General features: G+C 60.2%; 19 protein-coding genes. 6 read left to right on the top strand and 13 right to left on the bottom strand.

Features of this window, described 5'->3' with window-relative positions; genetic code table 11:
• Positions 1-152: 152 nt before the first annotated feature.
• From ACW5XC_RS18605 to ACW5XC_RS18580, 6 genes are all read right to left on the bottom strand, one after another.
• Positions 153-1,628 (bottom strand): YfcC family protein, encoded by a 1,476-nt coding sequence (locus ACW5XC_RS18605; protein ID WP_042054614.1) that lies wholly within the window; start codon positions 1,626-1,628, stop codon positions 153-155.
• A gap of 162 nt (positions 1,629-1,790) precedes the next feature.
• Positions 1,791-2,984, bottom strand: a complete 1,194-nt coding sequence (gene fabV / locus ACW5XC_RS18600; protein WP_042054615.1) for an enoyl-ACP reductase FabV — start codon at positions 2,982-2,984, stop codon at positions 1,791-1,793.
• A 150-nt stretch (positions 2,985-3,134) separates the two neighbouring features.
• Positions 3,135-3,722 carry a histidine phosphatase family protein gene (locus ACW5XC_RS18595; RefSeq protein ID WP_042054616.1) on the bottom strand — a complete coding sequence of 196 codons (588 nt, stop codon included), beginning with the start codon at positions 3,720-3,722 and terminating at the stop codon, positions 3,135-3,137.
• A 154-nt stretch (positions 3,723-3,876) separates the two neighbouring features.
• Positions 3,877-4,530, bottom strand: a complete 654-nt coding sequence (locus tag ACW5XC_RS18590; RefSeq protein WP_019445951.1) for a helix-turn-helix transcriptional regulator — start codon at positions 4,528-4,530, stop codon at positions 3,877-3,879.
• A gap of 64 nt (positions 4,531-4,594) precedes the next feature.
• The gene (locus ACW5XC_RS18585) at positions 4,595-5,884 is read right to left on the bottom strand and encodes an L-cysteine desulfidase family protein (protein ID WP_019445950.1); all 1,290 of its coding nucleotides are present in this window, start codon (positions 5,882-5,884) and stop codon (positions 4,595-4,597) included.
• Between the two features lie 22 nt (positions 5,885-5,906).
• Positions 5,907-6,290, bottom strand: coding sequence for a Rid family detoxifying hydrolase (locus tag ACW5XC_RS18580; protein ID WP_019445949.1), 384 nt, complete (start codon positions 6,288-6,290; stop codon positions 5,907-5,909).
• Between the two features lie 251 nt (positions 6,291-6,541).
• Between ACW5XC_RS18580 and ACW5XC_RS18575 the strand changes: the two genes are divergently transcribed.
• The 3 genes from ACW5XC_RS18575 (at position 6,542) to ACW5XC_RS18565 (ending at position 10,598) form a co-directional block, all read left to right on the top strand.
• Positions 6,542-7,837, top strand: a complete 1,296-nt coding sequence (locus ACW5XC_RS18575) for an SLC5/6 family protein (protein ID WP_021229327.1) — start codon at positions 6,542-6,544, stop codon at positions 7,835-7,837.
• A 193-nt stretch (positions 7,838-8,030) separates the two neighbouring features.
• Positions 8,031-10,037: a methyl-accepting chemotaxis protein gene (locus tag ACW5XC_RS18570; RefSeq protein ID WP_042054617.1), complete on the top strand. Its 2,007-nt coding sequence runs from the start codon at positions 8,031-8,033 to the stop codon at positions 10,035-10,037.
• A 267-nt stretch (positions 10,038-10,304) separates the two neighbouring features.
• Positions 10,305-10,598, top strand: coding sequence for a hypothetical protein (locus ACW5XC_RS18565; RefSeq protein WP_042054618.1), 294 nt, complete (start codon positions 10,305-10,307; stop codon positions 10,596-10,598).
• A gap of 74 nt (positions 10,599-10,672) precedes the next feature.
• Here ACW5XC_RS18565 and ACW5XC_RS18560 read toward each other — a convergent pair whose 3' ends face one another.
• On the bottom strand, positions 10,673-10,861 hold the full coding sequence (locus ACW5XC_RS18560; RefSeq protein ID WP_005334402.1) for a hypothetical protein: 189 nt from the start codon (positions 10,859-10,861) through the stop codon (positions 10,673-10,675).
• A gap of 284 nt (positions 10,862-11,145) precedes the next feature.
• Positions 11,146-13,047, bottom strand: coding sequence for a biosynthetic arginine decarboxylase (gene speA, locus ACW5XC_RS18555; protein WP_005344160.1), 1,902 nt, complete (start codon positions 13,045-13,047; stop codon positions 11,146-11,148).
• A gap of 1,014 nt (positions 13,048-14,061) precedes the next feature.
• On the opposite strand from speA, the gene pepT reads away from it, so the two are divergent.
• Together pepT and ACW5XC_RS18545 are read left to right on the top strand one after the other, a co-directional pair.
• Complete coding sequence (gene pepT, locus ACW5XC_RS18550) at positions 14,062-15,285, top strand: peptidase T (protein ID WP_042054619.1); 1,224 nt, start codon at positions 14,062-14,064, stop codon at positions 15,283-15,285.
• 209 nt (positions 15,286-15,494) lie between these two features.
• Positions 15,495-17,204 (top strand): lysophospholipid acyltransferase family protein, encoded by a 1,710-nt coding sequence (locus tag ACW5XC_RS18545; protein WP_042054620.1) that lies wholly within the window; start codon positions 15,495-15,497, stop codon positions 17,202-17,204.
• Between the two features lie 114 nt (positions 17,205-17,318).
• Here the strand turns inward: ACW5XC_RS18545 and ACW5XC_RS18540 are convergent, their stop codons facing one another.
• From ACW5XC_RS18540 to ACW5XC_RS18525, 4 genes are all read right to left on the bottom strand, one after another.
• Entirely contained in the window at positions 17,319-17,627 is a 309-nt protein-coding gene (locus tag ACW5XC_RS18540) for a SelT/SelW/SelH family protein (RefSeq protein ID WP_042054621.1), read from the bottom strand.
• A gap of 76 nt (positions 17,628-17,703) precedes the next feature.
• Positions 17,704-18,828, bottom strand: a complete 1,125-nt coding sequence (locus ACW5XC_RS18535; RefSeq protein WP_042054622.1) for an adenosylhomocysteinase — start codon at positions 18,826-18,828, stop codon at positions 17,704-17,706.
• A 182-nt stretch (positions 18,829-19,010) separates the two neighbouring features.
• On the bottom strand, positions 19,011-19,748 hold the full coding sequence (locus ACW5XC_RS18530) for a hypothetical protein (RefSeq protein ID WP_042054623.1): 738 nt from the start codon (positions 19,746-19,748) through the stop codon (positions 19,011-19,013).
• Positions 19,748-20,308 carry a YceI family protein gene (locus tag ACW5XC_RS18525; RefSeq protein WP_005334411.1) on the bottom strand — a complete coding sequence of 187 codons (561 nt, stop codon included), beginning with the start codon at positions 20,306-20,308 and terminating at the stop codon, positions 19,748-19,750. The genes ACW5XC_RS18530 and ACW5XC_RS18525 overlap by 1 nt, the downstream gene beginning before the upstream one ends.
• Before the next feature lie 109 nt (positions 20,309-20,417).
• Here ACW5XC_RS18525 and ACW5XC_RS18520 point away from each other — a divergent pair, with 109 nt between their 5' ends.
• Positions 20,418-21,317 carry a LysR family transcriptional regulator gene (locus ACW5XC_RS18520; protein ID WP_042054624.1) on the top strand — a complete coding sequence of 300 codons (900 nt, stop codon included), beginning with the start codon at positions 20,418-20,420 and terminating at the stop codon, positions 21,315-21,317.
• 58 nt (positions 21,318-21,375) lie between these two features.
• Here the strand turns inward: ACW5XC_RS18520 and ACW5XC_RS18515 are convergent, their stop codons facing one another.
• Positions 21,376-21,804: a hypothetical protein gene (locus ACW5XC_RS18515; RefSeq protein WP_042054625.1), complete on the bottom strand. Its 429-nt coding sequence runs from the start codon at positions 21,802-21,804 to the stop codon at positions 21,376-21,378.
• Positions 21,805-21,868: the final 64 nt, after the last annotated feature.

The raw sequence follows: 21,868 nt of genomic DNA, 5'->3' as shown, positions 1-21,868 counted from the left end.
GAGTAATCGCGCTGTGTCCGTTTCACACCTTGTCCCATCGGGTTCTCCATTTATTGGGGGGAAAGGTGTAAACCATATTCAGGACGGGACAAAGGCTCATGAAAAAGGCTCCCGCGGGAGCCTTTTTGTTATCTGTGGTTTTATTCGTGCCATCAGCCGTGCAGCAGGGCACCGGCTACCAGCACCGTCATGGTGATGAGGGCTACGCCGATGATAAAGGGCAGCACCCAGCGCACGAAGCGATCGTAGGGGATCTTGGCGAGCGCCAGACCCGCCACCAGATGGGCGGCGGTGGGGGCAAACAGGTTGATCCAGCCGGAGGCGGACTGATAGGCGGTGATCACCAGATCCCGGGAGATGCCGGAGAAGTCGGCCAGCGGCCCCATCAGCGGCATGGAGACGGTCGCCAGCCCCGAGGTGGAGGGGATGAAAAAACTCAGGATGATGTGTACCAGATAGGCCATCAGGATGAAGACCGACGAGGAGAGCCCGCTCACCAGCCCTTCAGCCCAATGCAAAATAGTGTCGATGATGACGCCCTGCTCCATCACCACATAGATGCCGCGCGCCACCGCAACCACCAGTGCCACCCCGATGAGATCACGAGCGCCGCTCAGGAAAGTCGCCACATAGTTGGACTCCGGCATCCGGTTGATCAGCGCAATCAGGATGGAGGCACTAAAGAACAGGGTGGATAGCTCGTCAAACCACCAGCCAAAGGTGGGCAGCACGTCGATCCCCAAATCCGACCAGGGCACCACCGCATAGATCATCAGCAGGAAGGTGCCGAAGAAGACCAGCATGGTGAGTTTCTGCTTGCCGGTGAAGGCGAGATTGCCGCTCTTCATCTGGGAAAACTCGTCGTCATAGACGATGTCGGCCAGCACGGAGCGGGACTTGTCCTGCTGCACCTGCTTGGCGTAGCGCATCACGAACCAGGAGGCGAAGATCACCAGCAGCAGCCACTGGATGACCCGCAAACCGATCCCCTCGCCGATGGGGATACCGGCAAAACCGGAGGCAATGCCGGTGGCAAACGGGTTGACGGTGGAGGCGAGCACCCCGACCCCGGAGCCGAGCAGGATAATGCCCGCCGCCACCATGCGATCGAAGCCCGCCGCCATCATCACCGGCACGATCAGCGCCCAGAAGGCCACCGTCTCCTCTGCCATGCCGAAGGTGGAGCCGCCGAGGGCAAACAGGGCGATCAGCACCGGGATAAGCAGCCGCTCACGCCCGGCAAAGCCGCGCACAATGGCCCCCACCCCGGCATCGAGCGCACCGCTTTGCATGGTCACCGCGAGAAAACCACCGATGATGAGCACGAACAGCGCCACGTCGGCCGCCTTGTGAAAGCCCTGAATGGGGGCCTTGAGCACCTCGAACACTCCTTGCGGGTGGGCGGGTAACTCGGTGTAGCTGCCAGGCACCGGCAACAGCCGCTCGTCGCCGCTGTAATCGGCCACGGCCGCTGCTGCAACCGGCTGCTGGGTCTTGGCGGTGACATAGTCATATTTGCCCGCTGGCAGCACCCAGGTGAGGGCGGCCATCAGGGCGATGATGATGAAAAGCAGGGTATAAACTGTGGGGAGCTGGCGCTTCTTGGGCGCCTCGTTTGGAGTGGTCATAGCTTCCGTACCTCGGCAATGCCGTCTGTGATCCGATCAGCGCAAGACTAGCGGGTTTGATATGGGAAAAAGGTGATCGCTGATAATAAAATTCCGCAAATTAGCGGAATGTTTGCCAAAAAAACAGGGCCCCGCGGGGCCCTGTTTTCACTTGAGTCAGACTCAGAGCTCGACCACGTCGAATTTCACATCCGGATTTACATCCGCATCGTAATCGACCTCATCCAGACCGAAACCGAACAGGCGCAGGAACTCCTGCTTGTAGCCGGTGTAGTCAGTCAGCTCGGAAAGATTCTCGCTGGTAATGGATGGCCACAGGTCGCGGCAGGTCTGCTGCACATCTTCGCGCAGTTCCCAGTCATCCATGCGGATGCGAGCCTGATCGTCCAGCGCCATGTCGGAGGTGTAGAGACGGGTGCGCATCATGCGATCCACCTGCTCCATGCAGCCCTCGTGAATGCCCTTCTCCTTCATAATCTTGAAGGCCATGGAGATATAGAGCGGCATCACCGGAATGGCGGAAGAAGCCTGGGTCACCACGGATTTGAGCACGGCCACGTGAGCGGTGCCGCCGTTGGCAGCCAGATCGCTACGGATGGCGGCGGCGGCGCGGTCCAGATCTTCCTTGGCGCGGCCCAGAGTGCCATGCCAGTAGATTGGCCAGGTCAGATCGGTACCGATGTAGGAGTAGGCCACGGACTTGGCGCCGTCAGCCAGCACACCGGCATCACGCAGGGCAGCCATCCACAGCTCCCAATCCTGACCGCCCATCACTGTGATGGTGTTCTGGATCTCTTCCTCGTTCGCCGGCTCGACGGTGGCGGTGATGATCTGGTCCTTATTGGTATCGATGGCGGTGGTGGTGTAGACCTCGCCGATCGGTTTGAGGGCAGAGCGCACAACTTCGCCGGTTTCCGGCATCTTGCGCACCGGAGAGGCCAGGGAGTAGACAACCAGATCAATCTGACCCAGATCCTGCTTGATAAGCTCGATCACCTTGGCGCGGCACTCGTTGGAGAAGGCATCGCCGTTGACGCTCTTGGCGTAGAGACCCGCCTCTTTGGCGGCCTTGTCGAAGGCGGCAGAGTTGTACCAGCCAGCGGTACCGGTCTTGGACTCGGTGCCCGCTTTTTCAAAGAAGACGCCGAGGGTGGCGGCGCCGCTACCGAAGGCAGCCGCAATCCGGGAGGCCAGGCCATAACCGGTGGAAGCGCCGATCACCAGCACCTTCTTGGGACCATTCTCGATGGTGCCCTTGGCCTTGGTATAAGCGATCTGGCGACGAACATTGGCTTCACAACCGACCGGATGAGTGGTGGTGCAGATAAAGCCGCGAACCTTGGGTTTGATGATCATATGGGGTCTCGGATCCGTTTAATGGATGAAATCGGGGCATAAGATACCTCATCTTGCCGCGATAAGGTGCTCTGATGTGTTGAACTGCGGCAAAAATGGGCATCCGAAGGTGGCAATCATGGTCCATGCCATGGTGCCACCTCACGGCAATTAGCAAGCAATGCGAGTGATGTGGCCATCCTGCAGCTTATAGAAGGCATCTTGCGGCAACTCCTGTGACCAGGTCGCCTTATAGTCGAGATCGGCATAGACGCCTCGCAACATGGCACCGAGCAGACCGTGGGAGATAACGATGGCCCGCTCGGCGATGGCGGGATCCTGCAACCACTGGTGTGCCCGGCGCTGAATGCTCTCGAAGCTCTCGGCCCCCGGTGCCTGCAGATACCAGTCCCCTTTGCCGGTATCGAGCTCGGGGTGGGCAAGACGCAGCGCCGGGATCTGGTAACTCTCCCACTCCCCCATCCCCAGCTCCACCAACCGATCGTCCCAGACGATGCGATCTGCCGCCAACCCCAGTTGCTCGCACACCAGCAGCGCAGTCTGACGGGCACGGCCAAGCGGGCTGGCATAGACGATCCAGCGGGCGGGATCCGCCAGTTCGGCGGCAAGGCGCCGCCCCATGGCGATGGCTTGCGCCTCACCCTTGTCGGTCAGCTCGGAGTTGCAACGCCCCTGCAGACGCTGCTCGGCATTGAAGCGGGTCTGGCCATGGCGCAGCAGATAGATGAGTCGAGACATGATTTCTCCAGCACGTTCAGAGAGATAGAAAAATAAAGGGGGGTGATGATAGCAGATGAGCCAGAAGGATGGCCCAAACAGAGAGGCTAAAGCGGGCGTAAAAAACGGGTCAAGGCTGACCCGTTTGCTGCCAATTTGGCTAGAGTGTATCGGCTCAGCCCTTCTTGATCTCCCGCAGATAGCGGTAGATGGAGTGGACCGAGATCCCGAGCTGGCGCGCGGCGATCTGGGCACTGTCTTTAAGCTCGAAGATCCCCATGTCGTGCAACTGGTTGACGATGACCCGGGTCTTCTGGGACGGAGGCACCGCCTCGTTGCCGCGCACCTCGGCACTGACGGTATCTATGGTGCTGTTGAGCGCTTCGTCGATGTTGCGGGCGAACACCTCCGGGGTGGCATGGCTCTCGTGGGAATGCATACACTCCGGCATCATGGTGCGCAGCACGGATTGCAGCGGAGCATCCATGTCACTGTTGATGCAGAGCAACCCGATGGCCCTGTGCTCCCCGTTGCGGATCACGGTCGTGATGGAGCGCAGGGTCTTGCCGGTGGCGCACTTGGTCATGTAGGGGCTGGAGATATCCTGCCCGCTCTTGAGCTTCATCATCGCCAGGTTGGTGATGGGAGCGCCGACACTGCGGCCGGTGATATGGCCGTTGGCAATCTTGACGATCGAGGGATTGCGCGCATCCAGACTGTGGAGCAGCACTTCGGTGTGCTGGCCATACATGGCGGCGATGCCGTCCACTATGTTCTCCATCGACTTGAGGATCTCAAAATCGCTCGGACTCAACTCTTGCAGCTTCACAATGGGACCTTCTTGCAAGGGTTGCTGCCGGACAATGGGCGCCGGGCAGCAACCGACAGGGACATCAGGCGGACATGATATCAATAATGGTGCTGTCTGTGGCAGACATGCCCTCCTTCACCATCTGACCGACGTTGCGGATGGTCTGATCCACGTCGCCGGCGACGATCCCCTGCCCCGACACCGAGTGGCTGTTGAGAGCCATCAGGAAGCCGCGCACCGCCGCGCCGGAGGAGGTACTCACCTTCATGGCGCAGGAAGCCTTCGCCCCGTCACATACCATACCGGCACTGTCGCTCAGCACGTTCTGGATGGCGAAGCAGGATTGCTCGAAGCTGCCGCCCGCCAGATAGACCATGGCCATGGAGGCGGCCGCGCTGGTCACGGTATTGCCACAGAAGGCCGACAGCGGCGGATAGTGGGACTTGATATAGATAGCGCCCAGATGGCTCATGATGAGGGCGCGAGCCAGCTGCTCTTCGCTGGCCGCAAAGCGCTCGGCAATCACCATCACCGGAATGGTGGCGGCAATGCCCTGGTTGCCGCTGCCAAAGTTGCTCATGGCTGGCAGGGTCGCGCCCCCCATGCGGGCATCGGAGGCAGCCGCCGTCATCATCACGATGCGGTTCATCACATCCTCGCCGATAAGACCGGCATTGATGTTCTGCTGCATGGTGCGGCCAATCTCCAGGCCATAGGGGTTGTTCATCCCCTCGGCGGAGAGCTTGCCGTTAAGTTCCGAGGCTTTGAGGATGAACCTGATCTGCTCGAACTCCACCTGAGTGGCGAACTCGTAGATGGCGGCGATGCTGATATCTACCCCGTCGCAGATGGAACCGGTGGCACCGCCCTGGCTCTGATCGGCGGTGAAGGTCACCTCGCCATCGCGGCGCTGCTCGACGATGCGGGTATGACCGCCGCAGAGGGTCACTTCGGCGCTGTGTTCTTCACCCTTGTCATCAGTGCCATAAACGGTCACGCGGCAGAAGATAAACTCGGGGGCGGCGGTGCGGCTCACCTGCACCTTGCCGGCATCGATCAGCTGCTGGGCACGATCCACCTGTGCTGGCTGGATCGCGGCCAGCACCTCCAGCCCGGCATCGGCGTTGCCGCCGATGGCACCGGCCGCGGCCGCAATGGCCAGACCGATCTTGCCGGTGCCCGGCACATAAACACCCATCGAGTTTTTATAGAGATTGTCCGACACCGCAACCTCGAGGCGACCGGGCTCACACCCCAGTTGCCGAGCGGCGACAGCCGCGGCATAGGCGGCGGCGATTGGCTCGGTACAACCCAGCGCTGGTTTGACAACCTGTTGAATAATCTGCAGATACTGCTGCCACGCTTGTTTCATCACTTGAACCTTTTTATCAGCATTAACGAGCGATATGGGCGATCGCTTCCACTTCAACCTTGACGCCCATCGGCAGATCCTTCACTGCGAAGCAGCTGCGCGCCGGACAATCTTTCTGGAAATAGGCTTTATAGACCTCGTTGAACGCGGCAAAATCGCTGATCTCGGCGAGGTAGCAGGTGGTTTTGAGCACGGTATCCAGCGAGCCGCCAGCGGCTTCCAGCACGGATTTCAGGTTTTCCAGTGACTGGCGGGTCTGGTCGGCAATGCCCCCTTCCACCACACCACCCTGCTGCTTGCAGACCGGCAACTGACCGGAGGTAAAGATGAGGTCGCCATAGGCAGTGCCGTGGCTGTAGGGACCGATAGCGTCAGGTGCCGCTGCTGCTGTGATGATGCGTTTCATATAGCCACTCCTGTTTGTGCAATTTTTTTTGCAATCATGAATCTCGTTCCGTTCAACATTATTTGCTTTTTATTTTATCCATTCAACAAAAAGATACAAAAATGGCGTTTAAAGGCACCTTTCGGCCTCAATATAAACCGTGATCACCATCCTGATTTGAACAAAAGTACTCTTATGGGCATTGTTTATGACAGTTTCATTCAACTATATTTGCGCCGCTTTCCCACATCCCTACAAAAAAGAAGGTTTTAATGGACGCGCATAGCACTACACTCGCCAGCCCCGTGATGGGCACGCTGGAATGGAAAGAAGCGGTTCGCTTCGACAGCACCGACTGGGGCTGGATCATCATGAGCATCGGCATGGCCATCGGCGCGGGGATCGTCTTCCTGCCGGTACAGGTGGGTCTGATGGGCTTGTGGGTCTTTCTGCTCTCGGCGGTGATCGGCTACCCCGCCATGTACATGTTCCAGCGCCTCTTTATCAACACCCTGGCCACTTCGCCGGAGTGCAAGGATTACCCCAGCGTCATTACCGGCTACCTTGGCAAGAACTGGGGTGTACTGCTCGGCGCCCTCTACTTCGTGATGCTGGTGATCTGGGTCTTCGTCTACTCCACCGCCATCACCAATGACAGCGCCTCCTTCCTGCAGAGCTTCGGCGTCACCGACGGCCTGCTCTCGGAAAATCCCCTCTACGGTCTGGTGCTGATCTGTGGCTTGGTGGCACTGGCCTCGCGCGGCGAAAACCTGCTGTTCAAGATCTCCACCTTTATGGTGCTGACCAAAATCAGCGTTGTTGCGGTGTTGGGCCTGATGATGGTGGACAAGTGGGATGCGGCCAACATCACCGCCATGCCCGCCGCCGGTGACTGGATGAAGGATGCCATCATCATGCTGCCCTTTACCCTCACCTCTATCCTCTTTATCCAGAGCCTGAGCCCCATGGTGATCTCCTACCGCTCGCGGGAAAAGTCGCTGGAAGTGGCCCGCTTCAAGGCGATGCGCGCCATGAATATCGCCTTCGGCATCCTGTTCGTGGTGGTGTTCTTCTACGCGGTCTCCTTCACCCTGGCCATGGGCCACGATCAGGCGGTCAAAGCCTCTGAAGAGAACATCTCCGCGCTGGCGATGGTAGCCCAGGGGATGCCCGGCCAGACCCTCAAGCTCCTGAGCCTCACCCTCAACATCTTCGCGGTAATGACCGCCTACTTCGGCGTTTACCTCGGTTTCCGTGAAGCCTGTCAGGGGCTGGCGATGAACCTGCTGCGCCGGGTGCTGCCGGAAAACCGCATCAACAAAGGATTGGTAGGCAAAGGGATCATGGTGTTTACCGTCATGCTCTCCTGGGGTGCCATCGTGCTCAACGCACCGGTACTGAGCTTCACCTCTATCTGCAGCCCCATCTTCGGCATGGTGGGTTGCCTCATCCCGGCTTATCTGGTCTATCAGGTACCGGCGCTGCACAAGTACAAGGGCACCTCCCTCTACATCATCATCGTCACCGGCCTGCTGCTCTGTGTCTCGCCCTTCCTGGCGTTCAACTGATCGGTTTCCCCTTATAGACCGCGGGTCACCTTCGGGTGGCCCGTTTTCTATTGGCTCGGCTGACGGCGCCCCCGCCCGGAAGTAAAAAGCCAAGGGGATCACAACTTGCAACCGGCCATCACCCAAGGGAGGCCGCTCGGAGTACTATTCAGGCAACACGACTCACGCCCGCACTCCGGTATCGAGGCTTAACATGAAATGGATTTTCAACCCCGCCATCCGGCTGGGCAACCAGCTCTCCTTCAAATACAAATTCCTGCTCTGGTCCTGCCTGATGCTGCTGCCACTGGCCTACAGCATGACCAATCTGCTGGGGCGGCTGCATGATGACAACGTCCAGGCCAACCGCGAGCTGGCGGGAGTGGTCAATCTCGCCCCCGTTCCCGCCATCGAGCAGGCCTTGCTTAACCATCGCAATCTGGTGACCCGCCACGCCTATGAGGTGGATCCGGTCGGTGACGATCAGGTCAAGGCGGCCGCACAAGCGGTGGAGCTGAGCCTGCAAGCCTTTGCCGACACCCGCCAGAACAACCCCTCCTTTGAGGTGATCAAACAGGGCTGGGCCGCCCTGCAGGGCGAAGCGGGCAAGCTGGAAGTGGAGCAGAGCAACCTGCGCCACGACAAGCTGCTGACCGAGGTGCGCCACCTCTACAAGCACATTACCGCCAGTAGCAGCCTGATCCAGGATCCGGCGCTCGGTACCTACTACATGGTGATCCTCGCCAGTGAGCGGTTGCCGCAACTGCGCGACCTGCTGGCTCAGGTGCGGGATCGCGCCGCCACCATCGCCGATTTCGGCCTGTTTCAGGCCGAGGGCTACAGCGGCCTGCGTTTTCGTCTAGACCTGATCAGCGCCACTCTGCAGGAGCTGGAGGCCGACCTGACCCTGCTATACCAGATGGAACCGGCCTACCGCGCCGAGCTGGGTCAGCAGACCGATGCTCTGATACAGCTGGTGCGTCAGGGGGTCGAGACCATGGAAAACAAGATGATGAAGGATCAGCTGGTGCAGCTCTCCACCAAGGAGGTGCAGGCACTGGGGGATAAGGTGGACGAGGCCATCACCGCATTGGCAGGCCAGGTACGCCAGCGGCTGGAGGCCGACCTGCATCATCGGCTGGCCGCCAACCAGCGACACTTCTGGTGGGTCACCGCGCCGCTGACCGTCAGCTTGCTGCTCTACCTCTACCTGATGATCGGTGCCTATCTCTCCCTGCGCGACACCGTAGGGCGGGTGCGTGATATTGCCGCCCGGGTCAACGCCCAGGATCTCAGCCAGCATATCGAGATCGTCGGTCAGGACGAGCTGGCCGCCATCAGCCGGGATTACAACGTGACCCTGGAGACCCTGCGTACCCTGATGCTGCGAGTGCGTGAAAATGGCGTCACCGTGGTGGAGAGCGCCACCGAGATCGAAGCGCGCACCTGCCGCTCACAGGAGGTCATTGCCGATCAGCAAGGGGAGACCCATCAGGTCGCCACCGCCATCAAGGAGCTGGCTGCGACTTCACAAGACATGGCGGGCAACGCCCTGCAAGCCGCCCGCATGACCCAGGAGGCGCAGAACGTGGTCGGTCAGGGCGAGGATGTGGTGGAGCGCACCATCAAGGCCATCGACCATATCAACCGCGAGGTGCTGCGTACCGCCGATACCATAGGCCAGCTGGAGCAGCAGTGCAGCCAGATTGGCGGCGTCATCAGCGTGATCCGCGGCATCGCCGAACAGACCAACCTGCTGGCCCTCAACGCTGCCATCGAAGCGGCCCGGGCCGGTGAACAGGGTCGCGGCTTTGCGGTGGTGGCCGACGAGGTGCGGTCTCTTGCCAACCGCACCCAGGGGGCTACCGTCGAGATCCAGCAGATGATTGAACAGCTGCAATCCGGCGCACGCGCCTCGGTCACCGCCATGTCGGCGGCCAGCCATGAAGCGCAGGAGGGGGTCGGGCTGGCGCAGGAGGCAAAACAGGCCTTCGGCGCCATCACCGAGAAGGTGGATCGGATGGTCGATACCAACGCCATCATCGCCAGCGCCATCGAGCAGCAGGGCGCCGTGGTCAACGAGATCGAACGCAACGTGGTGCGCATCTCCGATGGCAGTGACGAGGCGCTGCAAGTGGCCAACGCCGCCCGCGATGCCGCCCGCCAGATCCACCAGCTCACCGAACAGCTGCGCGCCATGGTACAGAGCTTCGTGCTGTAACAGAGCGCTGACAAGCCGGGCTCAACGTGAGCCCGGCATTATCCCGGTCTCGCCCCTGCCAACAACATCTCGGTTGCTCGGATCATCCAGAAAATCTCTGCGACCCACTTGCCGGGCAAATGCCAACAAAGTAGTCTCGAACGAAAACAAAATGCGGCATTCCCGACACGCACTGTCTGCGACGTCGAGGCAAGCAAGCCGCCTGCGAGCCACAGATTAAAACCAGCGTCACGTCATTTATCACCCGCTTCAAGCGAGGATTTACCCATGGCCAGATACCAGTTTTTTACCATTCCGGCGTCCAATCGGCAGCAATACACCTTTATCGACATGGCATCTCCGACCTTTCTGAGTGAAAAGGCGGCACTGCTGACCCAAGGATTCGAGGTGGAGGAGGACTTTATTGACGCAACCAGCCCGCGAGAGGCCGTCGAGAAGTACCAATCCAATTTTCTCTATGTGGCGGATGAGATAGGCAAGTCCGATAGCAGCTACGCCGCGGCCGTCGCCATGCTGGAGATTGGCAAGGGGTTATTGGGCAATAAAACCCGCCGAGATTAGGTGCAGCGGTAAAGAGTGGTGGCCATCGTGGCAACGCGCCCGATGGCCATATGGCAAGACATCAATTCGGTAAGTCAGAAGCGCCCCAGCTGCTGGAGCATCTCGATCAGCTCCTCTTCGCTGCTCGGCTCATAGGCCAGCTGAAGGCTCGGCGCAGCGCCTCCCATCAGCATGTAGACGTTGGTGCTGCAGTGGTCGTAGTGATACCACTTACCGTCGATACAGACGTCGGTATAGCATCTCGGGTCCCTTTTTAGTTCCATATGCACATCCTTTTGTTACATCCCATCAACATCACTCCTGACCGTAAAATAACCACCGAGGTTCACGCTTGATGCAGATCAAGGGAAGCGGCTGAAAGGGACAGATATCAGCCAGATCTGTGGCCTGCGGATGCCCCGAGCCACCATAGGTTATCCGAATGAAGACGGGCCGAGTGCCCTGTCATATCGCCGGATGGCCCCCGGTAACAAAAACGGCGCCCGCAGGCGCCGTTTTTTCATTCCCGTCATGTTATTTCCACCGACGGGGTAAACAAGCAAGAGGCTTATTCGTCTTCCAGATAGGCGTAGCCTTGCAGGCCCAGCTCCAGCTCGTCTAGCAGGGCTTTGCGAGTGGCATCGTCCAGCGCCGGGTGAGCGGCGATCCGCTGGTAGTTTTCGCGGATCACGGACGGGTCGATGTTGACGTAACGCAGCAGCTGGTCGACGGTGTCGCCGCGCACCACGTTGCGAATGTCCATCTTGCCCTCTTCGTCCAGCCACACTTCCGCGCAGTGGGTGTCACCGAACAGGTTGTGCAGATCGCCGAGGATCTCCTGATAGGCACCGACCAGGAAGAAGCCGACGTGGCACTCTTCGTTCTCGCCGTAGACCGGCATCGGCAGGGTGCTCTCGACCCCCAGACCGTCGACATAGTGCTCGACCTGACCGTCGGAGTCACAGGTGATATCCATCAGGATACCGCGACGGCTAAGCGGACGATCGAGACCAGCCAGCGGCATCACCGGGAATACCTGACCGATACCCCAGGCATCCGGCAGGGACTGGAACAGGGAGAAGTTGGCAAAGCACTTGTCCGCCAGCTTTTCACTCAGCTCGTCAGCCAGCGCACGGTGGTTGCGGTTGACCGGGTTGAGCATCTCTTTGAGTGCCAGACAGGTGTTCTGGTGCAGCATCTCGGCCCAGGCACGCTGTTCAAGGTTCAAGAGGCCCATGGTGTACTGGGTATTCACGTCACCCAGATCTGCCACCGAGTCATGGAAGATCTCCAGCAGGGAGGGATCTTCGCTGCGCAGATCCAGCCAGCCTTTCCACATGTTCTGCAGAATGGTCGGTGCATCTTCGTCCGGCGCGCTGATGTCGTTCATCTCCACCCCTTCGGCACCAATGATATTGGTGACCAGCACGGCGTGGTGGGCAGTCAGGGCACGGCCGGACTCGCTGATGATGGTCGGGTGCGGCAGATCGAACTCGCGGCAGACATCACCGATGCCCCATACCACGTTATTGGCGTACTCGGAGAGGCTGTAGTTGGCGGAGCAGTGGCTCTGGGAACGGGTTCCCTCGTAGTCCACGCCCAGGCCACCACCGACGTCCACTACCTCGATGTTGGCACCGAGGCGACGCAGTTCAGCATAGAAACGGCCGCACTCACGGATGCCGCCCTGAATGTCGCGGATATTGGCGATCTGGGAGCCCAGATGGAAGTGCAACAGTTGCAGGCAATCCAGCTTGCCCAGCCCGCGCAGACGTTCGATCAGCGCCAGGATCTGGGAGGCGGAGAGACCAAATTTGGACATGGAGCCACCGCTCGATTCCCACATGCCGGAGCCGGTGGAAGCGAGCTTGGCACGCACCCCGATGTTGGGCTTGATGTTGAGACGAGCTGACTCGTCCAGCACCATTTCCAGCTCGGAAGGCTTCTCCACCACGATGTAGACCTTGTGGCCCATCAGGTTGCCCAGGAGGGCGTGGCGGATATATTCGCGGTCTTTGTAACCGTTGCAGACGATCACCGAGCCTTGCTCATGGTGATGGGACAGCACGGCCAGCAGTTCCGGTTTGGAACCAGCTTCCAGGCCAAGCCGGGGCTTGTCGCTGTAGGACTGGCTGATGGTCTCGATGACACGACGCTGCTGGTTTACCTTGATCGGGTAAACGCAGAGGTAGTCCCCTTCATAGCCAGACTTCTCGATGGCCTGACCAAAGGCGTTGAACAGCGCATCGACCCGACTCTTGAGAATGTCGGGGAAGCGCAGCAACACGGGGGTGGTCAGCCCGGACTGACGCAACTGTTCGATGGCGTCAGAGAGCACGATATGCGCGTCAGGGCGTGATTTGTCGGGGGCGACGGTCACATGACCGGCGTCATTGATATTGAAAAAACCCGCACCCCAGTAGGGAACGTTGTAGACCTTCAAGGAGTCCTTGCTGGACCAGTTAGTCATGGGCTATGCCTCGCAAATGAGCGACCCAAAGTCGCCTTCGTTACCCTCAATCACATCCAGACCATCTAGTGCAGAGTACGGCGAGCGCTGCCATCAAGAGACGCAGCCACCCAAACCAACCTTTTGCACATCGCGGCAAGCCAGAGGCTGCCTGGTGGATCTTGGGGAAGTAACGAGTCTTGATGTGGGGCTGGTGGCTTTACATCAAGCTCAACGGTATGCGGTGCCACTATGCCGTGGCGCCGCGGTACTTTGATGACAGACGACATCAGCCACGCCGTCAGTTCATCATTCGGCAGCGATCCCGACAGAAGGAGAGGGTTCCAAGGAAGAGAAGCGAAGGCGCCAGCACGCATGCGTGTTGATAGACGACAACAACCACAGCCCACCTCACCGTCAGTGACCGCCCATGACAAGGGAAGATGATGAGCCGGTGGCCCACTCGGTCAAATGAAGGATGAGAGTCTGTTGTTCTCCCTGATACCGGAGCCTAACCGGTATTAAAGAAACCATTCCCCAGCAGTGTCTGTCGTTTCTGCGTGCCTCGCCCTATAGGCGTATGATCGGTCGGGTTTCTGGCGGCTCTGCCTGCTTCAGGGTTGCCCTTGGATCGGCGCGGAGTGTACACACTTACCGCGGGCAGTGACAATAAAAAATAGTGTTCAAAATCCCCTTTTAATAAGTCGATCAAATCTTGCTGGCGGGCAGGCGGGCTCTGGGATGGCGCAGGTTATGCGACAGCCCGGTTTCCCCTTGAAAAGTGTGTGAAAACGCCATGATTGGGCTGACGCCTTGCTGTGCGGTCACTGAGGGGAATTTGGCCACCACCGCCAGCGCCTAAATATCGCAATAAATGCCACATTTATGCGTTCTCCCTCCCGTACGTTGCTCCGCGCGCCGCACATTCGCCGCTCTTCCCTTGCGTCAAAAAATGGGAAAAACCTGCGCTGACGCAATGAGTGCCCCGCACGGATTGGCCACAATGACCGCTCACAATCGGTTAGAGGCTGACTAATGGATACCCTGCTTGAGCGTTTTCTGCGTTACGTAACTTTTCATACCCGCTCCGATGAGACCAATCCAGCCTGCCCCAGCAGCGAAGGCCAACTGATCTTTGCCCGTGCCCTGCAAGAAGAGATGAAGGCGCTGGGGCTGAGCCAGGTCACCCTGGATGAAAACGGCTACCTCACCGGCTGCCTGCCGGGCAACCAGCCGGACGCCCCCGCTATCGGCCTGATTGCCCACATGGACACCGCCGACTACGAGGCGGAGCACGTAGTACCGCAAATCATCGAGAACTATCAGGGCGGCGACATCTGCCTTGGCAAGGGTGACGAGGTGCTCGCCATCCGTGACTACCGCTTCCTGAAAAACTATCTGGGTCAGGATCTCATCACCACCGACGGCACTACCTTGCTTGGCGCCGACGACAAGGCGGGTATCGCCGAGATCCTTACTGCCATCGACCACCTGCAGGCCCACCCCGAGATCCCGCGCGGCGATATCTGGGTCGGCTTTACCCCGGATGAAGAGATCGGCCGCGGCGCCAACCTGTTCCCGCTGGAGAGATTCCCGGCCAAGTGGGCCTATACCGTGGATGGCGGCGAACTGGGCGAGCTGGAGTATGAAAATTTCAACGCCGCCAGCGCCACAGTTCGTTTTATCGGCAATAACGTCCACCCCGGCACCGCCAAGGGGAGCATGATCAACAGCCAGACCCTGGCCGCCCGCTTCCACGCCGCCATGCCTGCCGAGCAGACCCCGGAGTGCACCGACGGGTATGAGGGCTTCTTCCATCTGGCCCAGATGAGCGGCACCGTGGAGGAGAGCACCCTGCACTACATCATCCGTGACTTCGACGACGAGCACTTTGCCGCACGCAAAGCCGAGATGCAGAACCGGGTGGCAGCCCTGCTGGCCGAGTATCCGAAGGCCCGCATCGAGCTGACCCTGACCGACAGCTATCGCAACATGCGCAGCCAGATCGAGCCGCACATGCATATCGTCGAGCTGGCCAAGGCCGCCATGGAGGCCGCCGACGTGGTGCCGAAAATCAAGCCCATTCGCGGCGGTACCGATGGCGCCCGTCTCTCCTTTATGGGCCTGCCCTGCCCCAACCTCTTCACCGGTGGCCACAACTTCCACGGCAAGCACGAGTTCATCCCGCTGCAATCCATGGAGAAATCGGTCGCCACCCTGGTGGAGCTGGTGCGCCTCACCGCAGCCTGGCGCGGTTAATCGGTAGCTGTCATTACCAGGGCAAAAGGGGGGAGCCGGTTTACCGGCTCCCCCCTTGCTATCTGGCCATCACCCATCAAGAAAGGTAAACCGGGGAGAGTCGCTCAGGAGCTACTGGCTGCCGCTGCCATCAAACTGTCATCCCGCTGACATGTCGCGGGAACAGTGCCACATCATGCTGGGAGCAACGGATCGCCGGAGCCCTCCAGATGTTCACTATCGATACCCTGCTGACCCAGCACTTCCCCCGCCTGCTTGGCTACCCCCTGCTCACCCCGTTGTTCAAGCGGCTGCTGGGCTGGCTGCTCAACGAACAGGCCTTTGCCGACTTTGCCGCCCGCTACCCGCACCTGCGCGGCCTCGACTTTGTCGAGCAGGCGCTGACCCAGCTCGATTTCGACTATCGGGTCAGCGAGGCGCAACTGGAGCATATTCCCGCCAGCGGCCGGGTCATTCTTGTCGCCAACCACCCCATCGGCTCGCTGGACGGACTGGCGCTGCTGCAACTGCTCGGCCGCATCCGCCCCGATGTGAAGATCGTCGCCAACCAGCTGCTGGCCCAGCTCGCGCCGCTGCGCCCTTTGCTATTGCCGGTGGACAATATGGAGGGCAAGACCGATCGACAGGCCATCCTCGCCATGAACGAACACCTCGCCCATGAAGGGGCACTGGTGATCTTCCCCGCAGGTGAAGTCTCGCGGCTTGGCCTCAAGGGGGTGAAAGATGGCCCCTGGCAGGCAGGCTTTATCAAGCTGGCCCAGCGCACCCGCACCCCGCTGGTGCCCATCCATCTGGGGGGGCGCAACAGCCTCTGGTTCTATCTCGCCTCCTGGCTCAACAAGCCCGCCTCCGCCCTGTTGCTGGTACGCCAGCTGTTTCGCCAGCAGGGGCAGACCCTGCCGGTGACCATAGGAGCGCGCATTCCGCTCGGCAGTTTTCAGGAGCTGCCAGCCAAGACGGCGGCGCGGCTGGTGCGCAACCACCTCTACCGGATTGGCCGTGGCAAGGCGGGGCGCCTGCAGACCGAGGCCCCCATCGCCCTGCCGGAGGATCGCCGCCAGCTCAAACAAGCCATCGAAAGCTGCGAACAGCTCGGCACCACCCCGGATGGTCAGGGGATCTACCTCTACCGCCGCCACGAACTGAGCCACTCGGTGATCCTGCGCGAGCTGGGGCGACTGCGGGAGATCGCCTTTCGCGCTGTGGGGGAAGGGTCTGGCAAGCGGCGGGATCTCGATGGCTTTGACAACGACTATCACCACCTGATCCTCTGGGATCCGGCCCGGCTCGATATTATCGGTGCCTACCGGTTCGCCCCTGTGGCCGAGCTGCTGGCCAGCAAGGGGAAGGATGGCCTCTACAGCCACACCCTGTTCGGCTTTGAGGATAAGCTGCTGCCCCGGCTGGAGCAGGCCATCGAGCTTGGCCGCAGCTTTATCCAGCCCGCCTACTGGGGCAAGCGGGGGCTCGATTATCTCTGGTTCGGCATCGGTGCCTATCTGGCCCGCTATCCCCGCTACCGCTACCTGTTTGGTCCGGTGTCGCTCTCCGGCAGCCTGCCGCCGGCGGCCAAGGATCTGCTGGTGAGCTTCTACCGCCAGCACTTTGCCCCCGAGCTGGCGCTAGCCCCCTCCCGCCGTCCCTACCCCGAGACGCAACCTCTGTTCGAGGGGGTGGATTACGGCGCCGATCTCAAAGCACTCAAGGCCCGCCTCGACAATCTGGGCTGCGCCATCCCTACCCTCTACAAGCAGTATTCCGAGCTGTGCGAGCCGGGCGGGGTGCAGTTTATGGATTTTGGTATCGACCCCGACTTCAACCACTGCATCGACGGGCTGGTGTGGGTCGATGTGAGCCGCATCAAGTCCCACAAGCGGGCCCGTTATATCGTCAGCCATCTGGCCGAGCCGCGCTCATAGCCCTGCAGGCGCCAGGCAAACAGCCAAAGGCAAAAAAGGAGAGAGAGGCCATCGCCTCCCTCTCCTTTCGCTCTCATGCTCAGCACCTTTTCGAGGCACTCGGCCCATCTGGCGTTACTCGGCCGCCTTGCGATCCGAGTGGCCGAGATGCCGCTCAGGGGCGATGACATCGCGCACCCGCTGCTTGATCTCCTTGGCCTCGGGGAAGCCGTCATCCACCACCCGATCCCACACCTGCACCCCACCCACCAGAATGCGGAACTCCCCCTTGCTGGCCGGCACCAGCGCCACCTCCCCCAGATCGCTGTCGAAGGTGGAGAGTAGCTCCTGCGCCAGCCAGGCGGCGCGCAGCATCCAGCGACAGAGGGTGCAGTAGCGGATTTCGATGCGGGGTTTGCTGATCAGGGTTTCAGACTCGGTCATGAGTGACTCCATAAAAAAGCGACAATGGCGGGAAGTGGCGTACCGCTGCCCAATGGCCGCTCCCGGTTTGGTCAAATCAGTACTGATCAACCCCATGAAAATCGGCCAGCCAATGGCGGGCAATGGTACGCATCGCCGATTCTGGCAGCTCGAACAGGCCGGGAGCAAGAGGACCTGCCGCCAGCATACGGATCCCTTCCATGATCTCCGCCAGCACCAGATAGACATATTCGCCAATCACGGCGCCATGGACGAAGTTGACCGCCTCGCCCCGGTTGAGCAGGTAGATCTGGGTACCATCCGGCCGGTTGAGGGCCAGCACATGGGGGCACACCTCTTCGCTCGGCCACGGCAACTGGGCCAGCGAGAAGGCAAACTCGTCGTCGGCCGAAGTGACCGAGGCGACCATAGTGCCGGGGCGCAGCGCCTGCAGATCCGCCAAATCCAGCGAGCCGTTGCCGGTAGAGCAGATCACCAGCTCGGCGCGGCTCAAGGCTTCAGCCTTGGTGATCAAGCGAAAACCGTGAGAAAGCGCTTCGACCTGTCGCAGCACATCTGTTTCCACCAGCCCGAGATGGAGGTTGCGACAGCGCAGGTCGCGGGCGATGCTGCGCCCCACCTTGCCATAGCCAAACAGCGCCGCCTCGCAGACGTTGAAAGTACGGTTGAGGTTGCGGGCCAGCGACTCCGCAGAGTAGACCACGCTCAAACCAATCTGGATATCCTCGGCCTGCTTGAGGGGACTGCGTGCCACCGACACCACCGGAGTCGCCAGCACCTCCTGCTCATAGCGCTGATGGCCGTTCTCGGTCATCTCCACCACCCCGAGCAGACGGGGGCCGAAGTATTCACTCAAGATCACCTGGGTTTTGGCAAAGTAACCGCCAATATCGAGGATCAGCAACCGCTCGTGGGGGGCCACCAGCGGTGCAATCTGCTGGATGATGCTGTCGGGTTCATTGGTCCAGCGTCGGTTGAGGGGCAGCACCGGATAGTGCTGGGATACCCACTCCAGGGTCGGGCCGTGTACCGATTTCGGTTTGGGTAAAATGGCGCCAATCCGCCCAATCCGGGAAAGCGCTTCGATAAAACGGGGGCGATCGGGAAGCAGGTGAGTGACCAGCAGAATGCAGAGACCATCGATACGTCCCTGTCCGGTGAAATGGCGAAAAAACAGATGCTCAGATCCTTGACTGCGCAACTGTGGCCTCCTTATGTGCCGCAAAGCAGGCAAACAGAACCCGGCGCGGCCGGGTTCTGTGTGTGTCCAAATAAAATGAAAAACCTTTTTATCTGAAACACATAGGTGGCTCAATCATTATCTGCCAAGAGTATGAGCGGGTATGCAAAAATGACTGTAATTGCCTGTTTTTCATGCAAAAATCAGTACAAAGAAGCAGCAGGCCACACCCACCACAGGCTGAGCCCGGTTCCCGCGGCAGCAAGCAAGATCAGCCCACCCCAACGCACTGGCCAGGGTTTGTCACGTAACGCCCACTCCAGCAGCGGCAGCAACCAGACCGGCAGCAACACCAGCAGCGCCACCTCCACATATTGCCAGGCCAGCATCTGGACGAAGGCGAGGGCCAGCGCCAGACCGGCTGGGGCTACCTTGATGCCAACAAAGGTGGCAAGCAGGGCGCGAAAACCGGCGAAAGCGGCCAGCGCACCGGCCAGCTGGGCAATCAGCAGGCTGCCATCGATGCCGATCACCAGCGCCAGCCAGATAAAGCCGAGGGCAAACCCGAGCCCCTCGCGGCTGTCACCGCGCAAGGTGCTCCAGCCAAACCAGAGGATGGCGGGCTGTAGCGCCAGCCAGATCCCGGGTTCGCTCGCCAGTACCGAGGCCAATCCCTGCCACCACACCAGCGCACTGAACACAGCAAAGAGCAGCAGCGAACCGCGCTGATCGTTCACCTGAGCCGCAATGGCGGGGACCAGCAGGGTCAGCGGCAGCCACTGCCACGCCTTGGCCGGAATACCATAGAGACCGCCGAGCAATGAGCCCACCAGCCAGAGCGCCAGCGAGCCCCACAGATACCCCAGTCGCGGCCAGCGCCACGATAGCAAAGCGGCTCCCAGAGGAGCCGCCAGGGTTTGCAGCAGAAGTTCCGCGCCCATTACTTGCGCACGCCTTCGACAAACAGGTTGATGTTCATCTCGTCCGGGATGCCGGGCAGCATGTAGCTCACGCCAAAGTCACTGCGCTTGATGGTGGTGGAGGCGTTGAAGCCGCTGCGGTAGCCGCCCCAGGGATCCTTGCCTTCGCCAATTTTGACCAGATCGAAGGCCACTTCCTTGGAGACACCGTGCAAGGTCAGGGTCCCTTTCAGTACGCCTTTATCCTTGGTGCCCTCGTAAGCGGAGCTGACGAAGGTCATCTTGGGATACTGCTTCACGTCGAGGAAGTCCGGGCTGCGCAGGTGCTTGTCGCGGGCTTCGTGATTGGAGTCGACGCTGGCGGCATCCACTTCAAAGCTCGCCTTGGCGGCCGCCGGGTTGGCGTCATCCATGCTGAAGGTGCCGCTGAAGGTGTTGAAGCGACCCACCAGCTCGGAGAAGCCCAAGTGACCCACCTTGAACTGCACCGTGGTGTGCGCCGCATCCACATCATAATCCGCCGCCATCAGAGGGGTAGCCATAAACAGGCAGGAGGCCAGCAGAGCCTTGGTCATTTTCATCCGTTCGTTCCTTCATCTTGGGGTTCACATCAGTGGTTAAAATGCTAACCTCGTTCTGAAGATGAATAATCAGTGATTTATTAAATTCATTATTTACTGAGGATGGAAAATGGACCAGATCGCCGCCATGCGTACCTTTATCAAGGTGGTGGAGTGCCAGAGCTTTACCAAGGCCGCCAACCAGCTCGGCATCTCGGTCGCCATGGCCTCCAAGCTAATGCAGCAGTTGGAGGAGTCCCTCGCCACCCGGCTGCTGTCGCGCACTACCCGCCAGGTCAATCCCACCGAAGCGGGCCAGTTCTACTACCAGCGCTCCCTCGCCCTGCTGGCGGAGCTGGAAGAGACCCACAGCCAGCTGACCCACCACAACCAGCAGCCGAACGGTACCCTCAAGCTCTCGGTGCCGATGGATTTTGGCTATCTGCACCTCTCCCCCGCCCTGCCGCTGTTTCGCCAGCGCTTTCCCGATCTCAAGCTCGATATCGAGTACAGCGACCGGCGGGTCGCGCTAGTGGAAGAGGGGTTCGATCTGGCGCTGCGGATCGGCCACCTCAGCGACTCCTCGCTGGTGGCGCGCCAGCTGGCCACCATTCGGGTCGAGCTTTGCGCCAGCCCCGCCTATCTGGCGCGCAAGGGCAGACCGGAAAAACCCGAGGATCTCAAGCAGCACGACTGTCTGATCTACACCCTGACCCAGCCGGAGTGGCACTTCAAACGGGGAAACGAGCAGCAGAGCATCCGGCCACAGGGGCCGCTGCGGGCCAACAACGGGGTGGCGCTGACCCGCGCCGCTTGTGATGATCAGGGCATCATATTGCAGCCTACCTTTATCGTGGGGGAGGCGCTGCGGTCAGGACAGCTGGTCAGCCTGCTGCCAGAGTGGGACAAGGGAGATGTGGGACTTTATGCGGTCTATCCGCACCGCCGCTTCGTCTCGGCCAAGGTGCGCTGCTTTATCGAGTTCGTGCAGGAGCGCTATCTCGCCCCGCAACAGTGGGATAAGCCGTGATGATTGCCAGAGCAGAGGATACGGCCTGACTGTCCGGCCTGCTGATCTGGCTTAAAGCCTAACGCTGGTCGGGTGCGGTGGTGGATGCGGCAACAGGGGTGAGCTTGGCTAGCAGACGCTCCTGCTCGGGGTGCAACTGCCAGCGTGGCAGTCGGGTGCGGACAACCGACAACTGCTGCTCACTGAGGGCATAGGGGAGCGCCACTTCAATCTCGGGGCAGTCAAACATGGCGGCCAGCTGCAGGATCAGAATGAGGTTTGCCTCGTCGGTCTTGTGCTTGTTGACCCGTTTGCGGATCTCGTGGCGCAGCTGGGTTTCGGGGTCCTGGGTCATTGCCTGCCAGCCGAAACCGAACAACGGCACCAGCGCGCTGACAATCCCCAGCGCCGTCATCGGCTGCTTGGGGGGATGATAGAGTGCGTTGAGATCCAGCCGAACAGGATTCTGACGAACCTCACCCTCACCAAATAAAATCGTTTTCGTCATTGGATTACCCGTTATATTCCACTAGACTGCGCCGCATATTTTACCCCGATATGCCAACGAGGTG

This window comes from Aeromonas sp. 25-AL00135, assembly GCF_054052385.1.
Note: the sequence above shows the minus strand (reverse complement) of the source record. Positions and strands in the feature narration are given on the sequence as shown.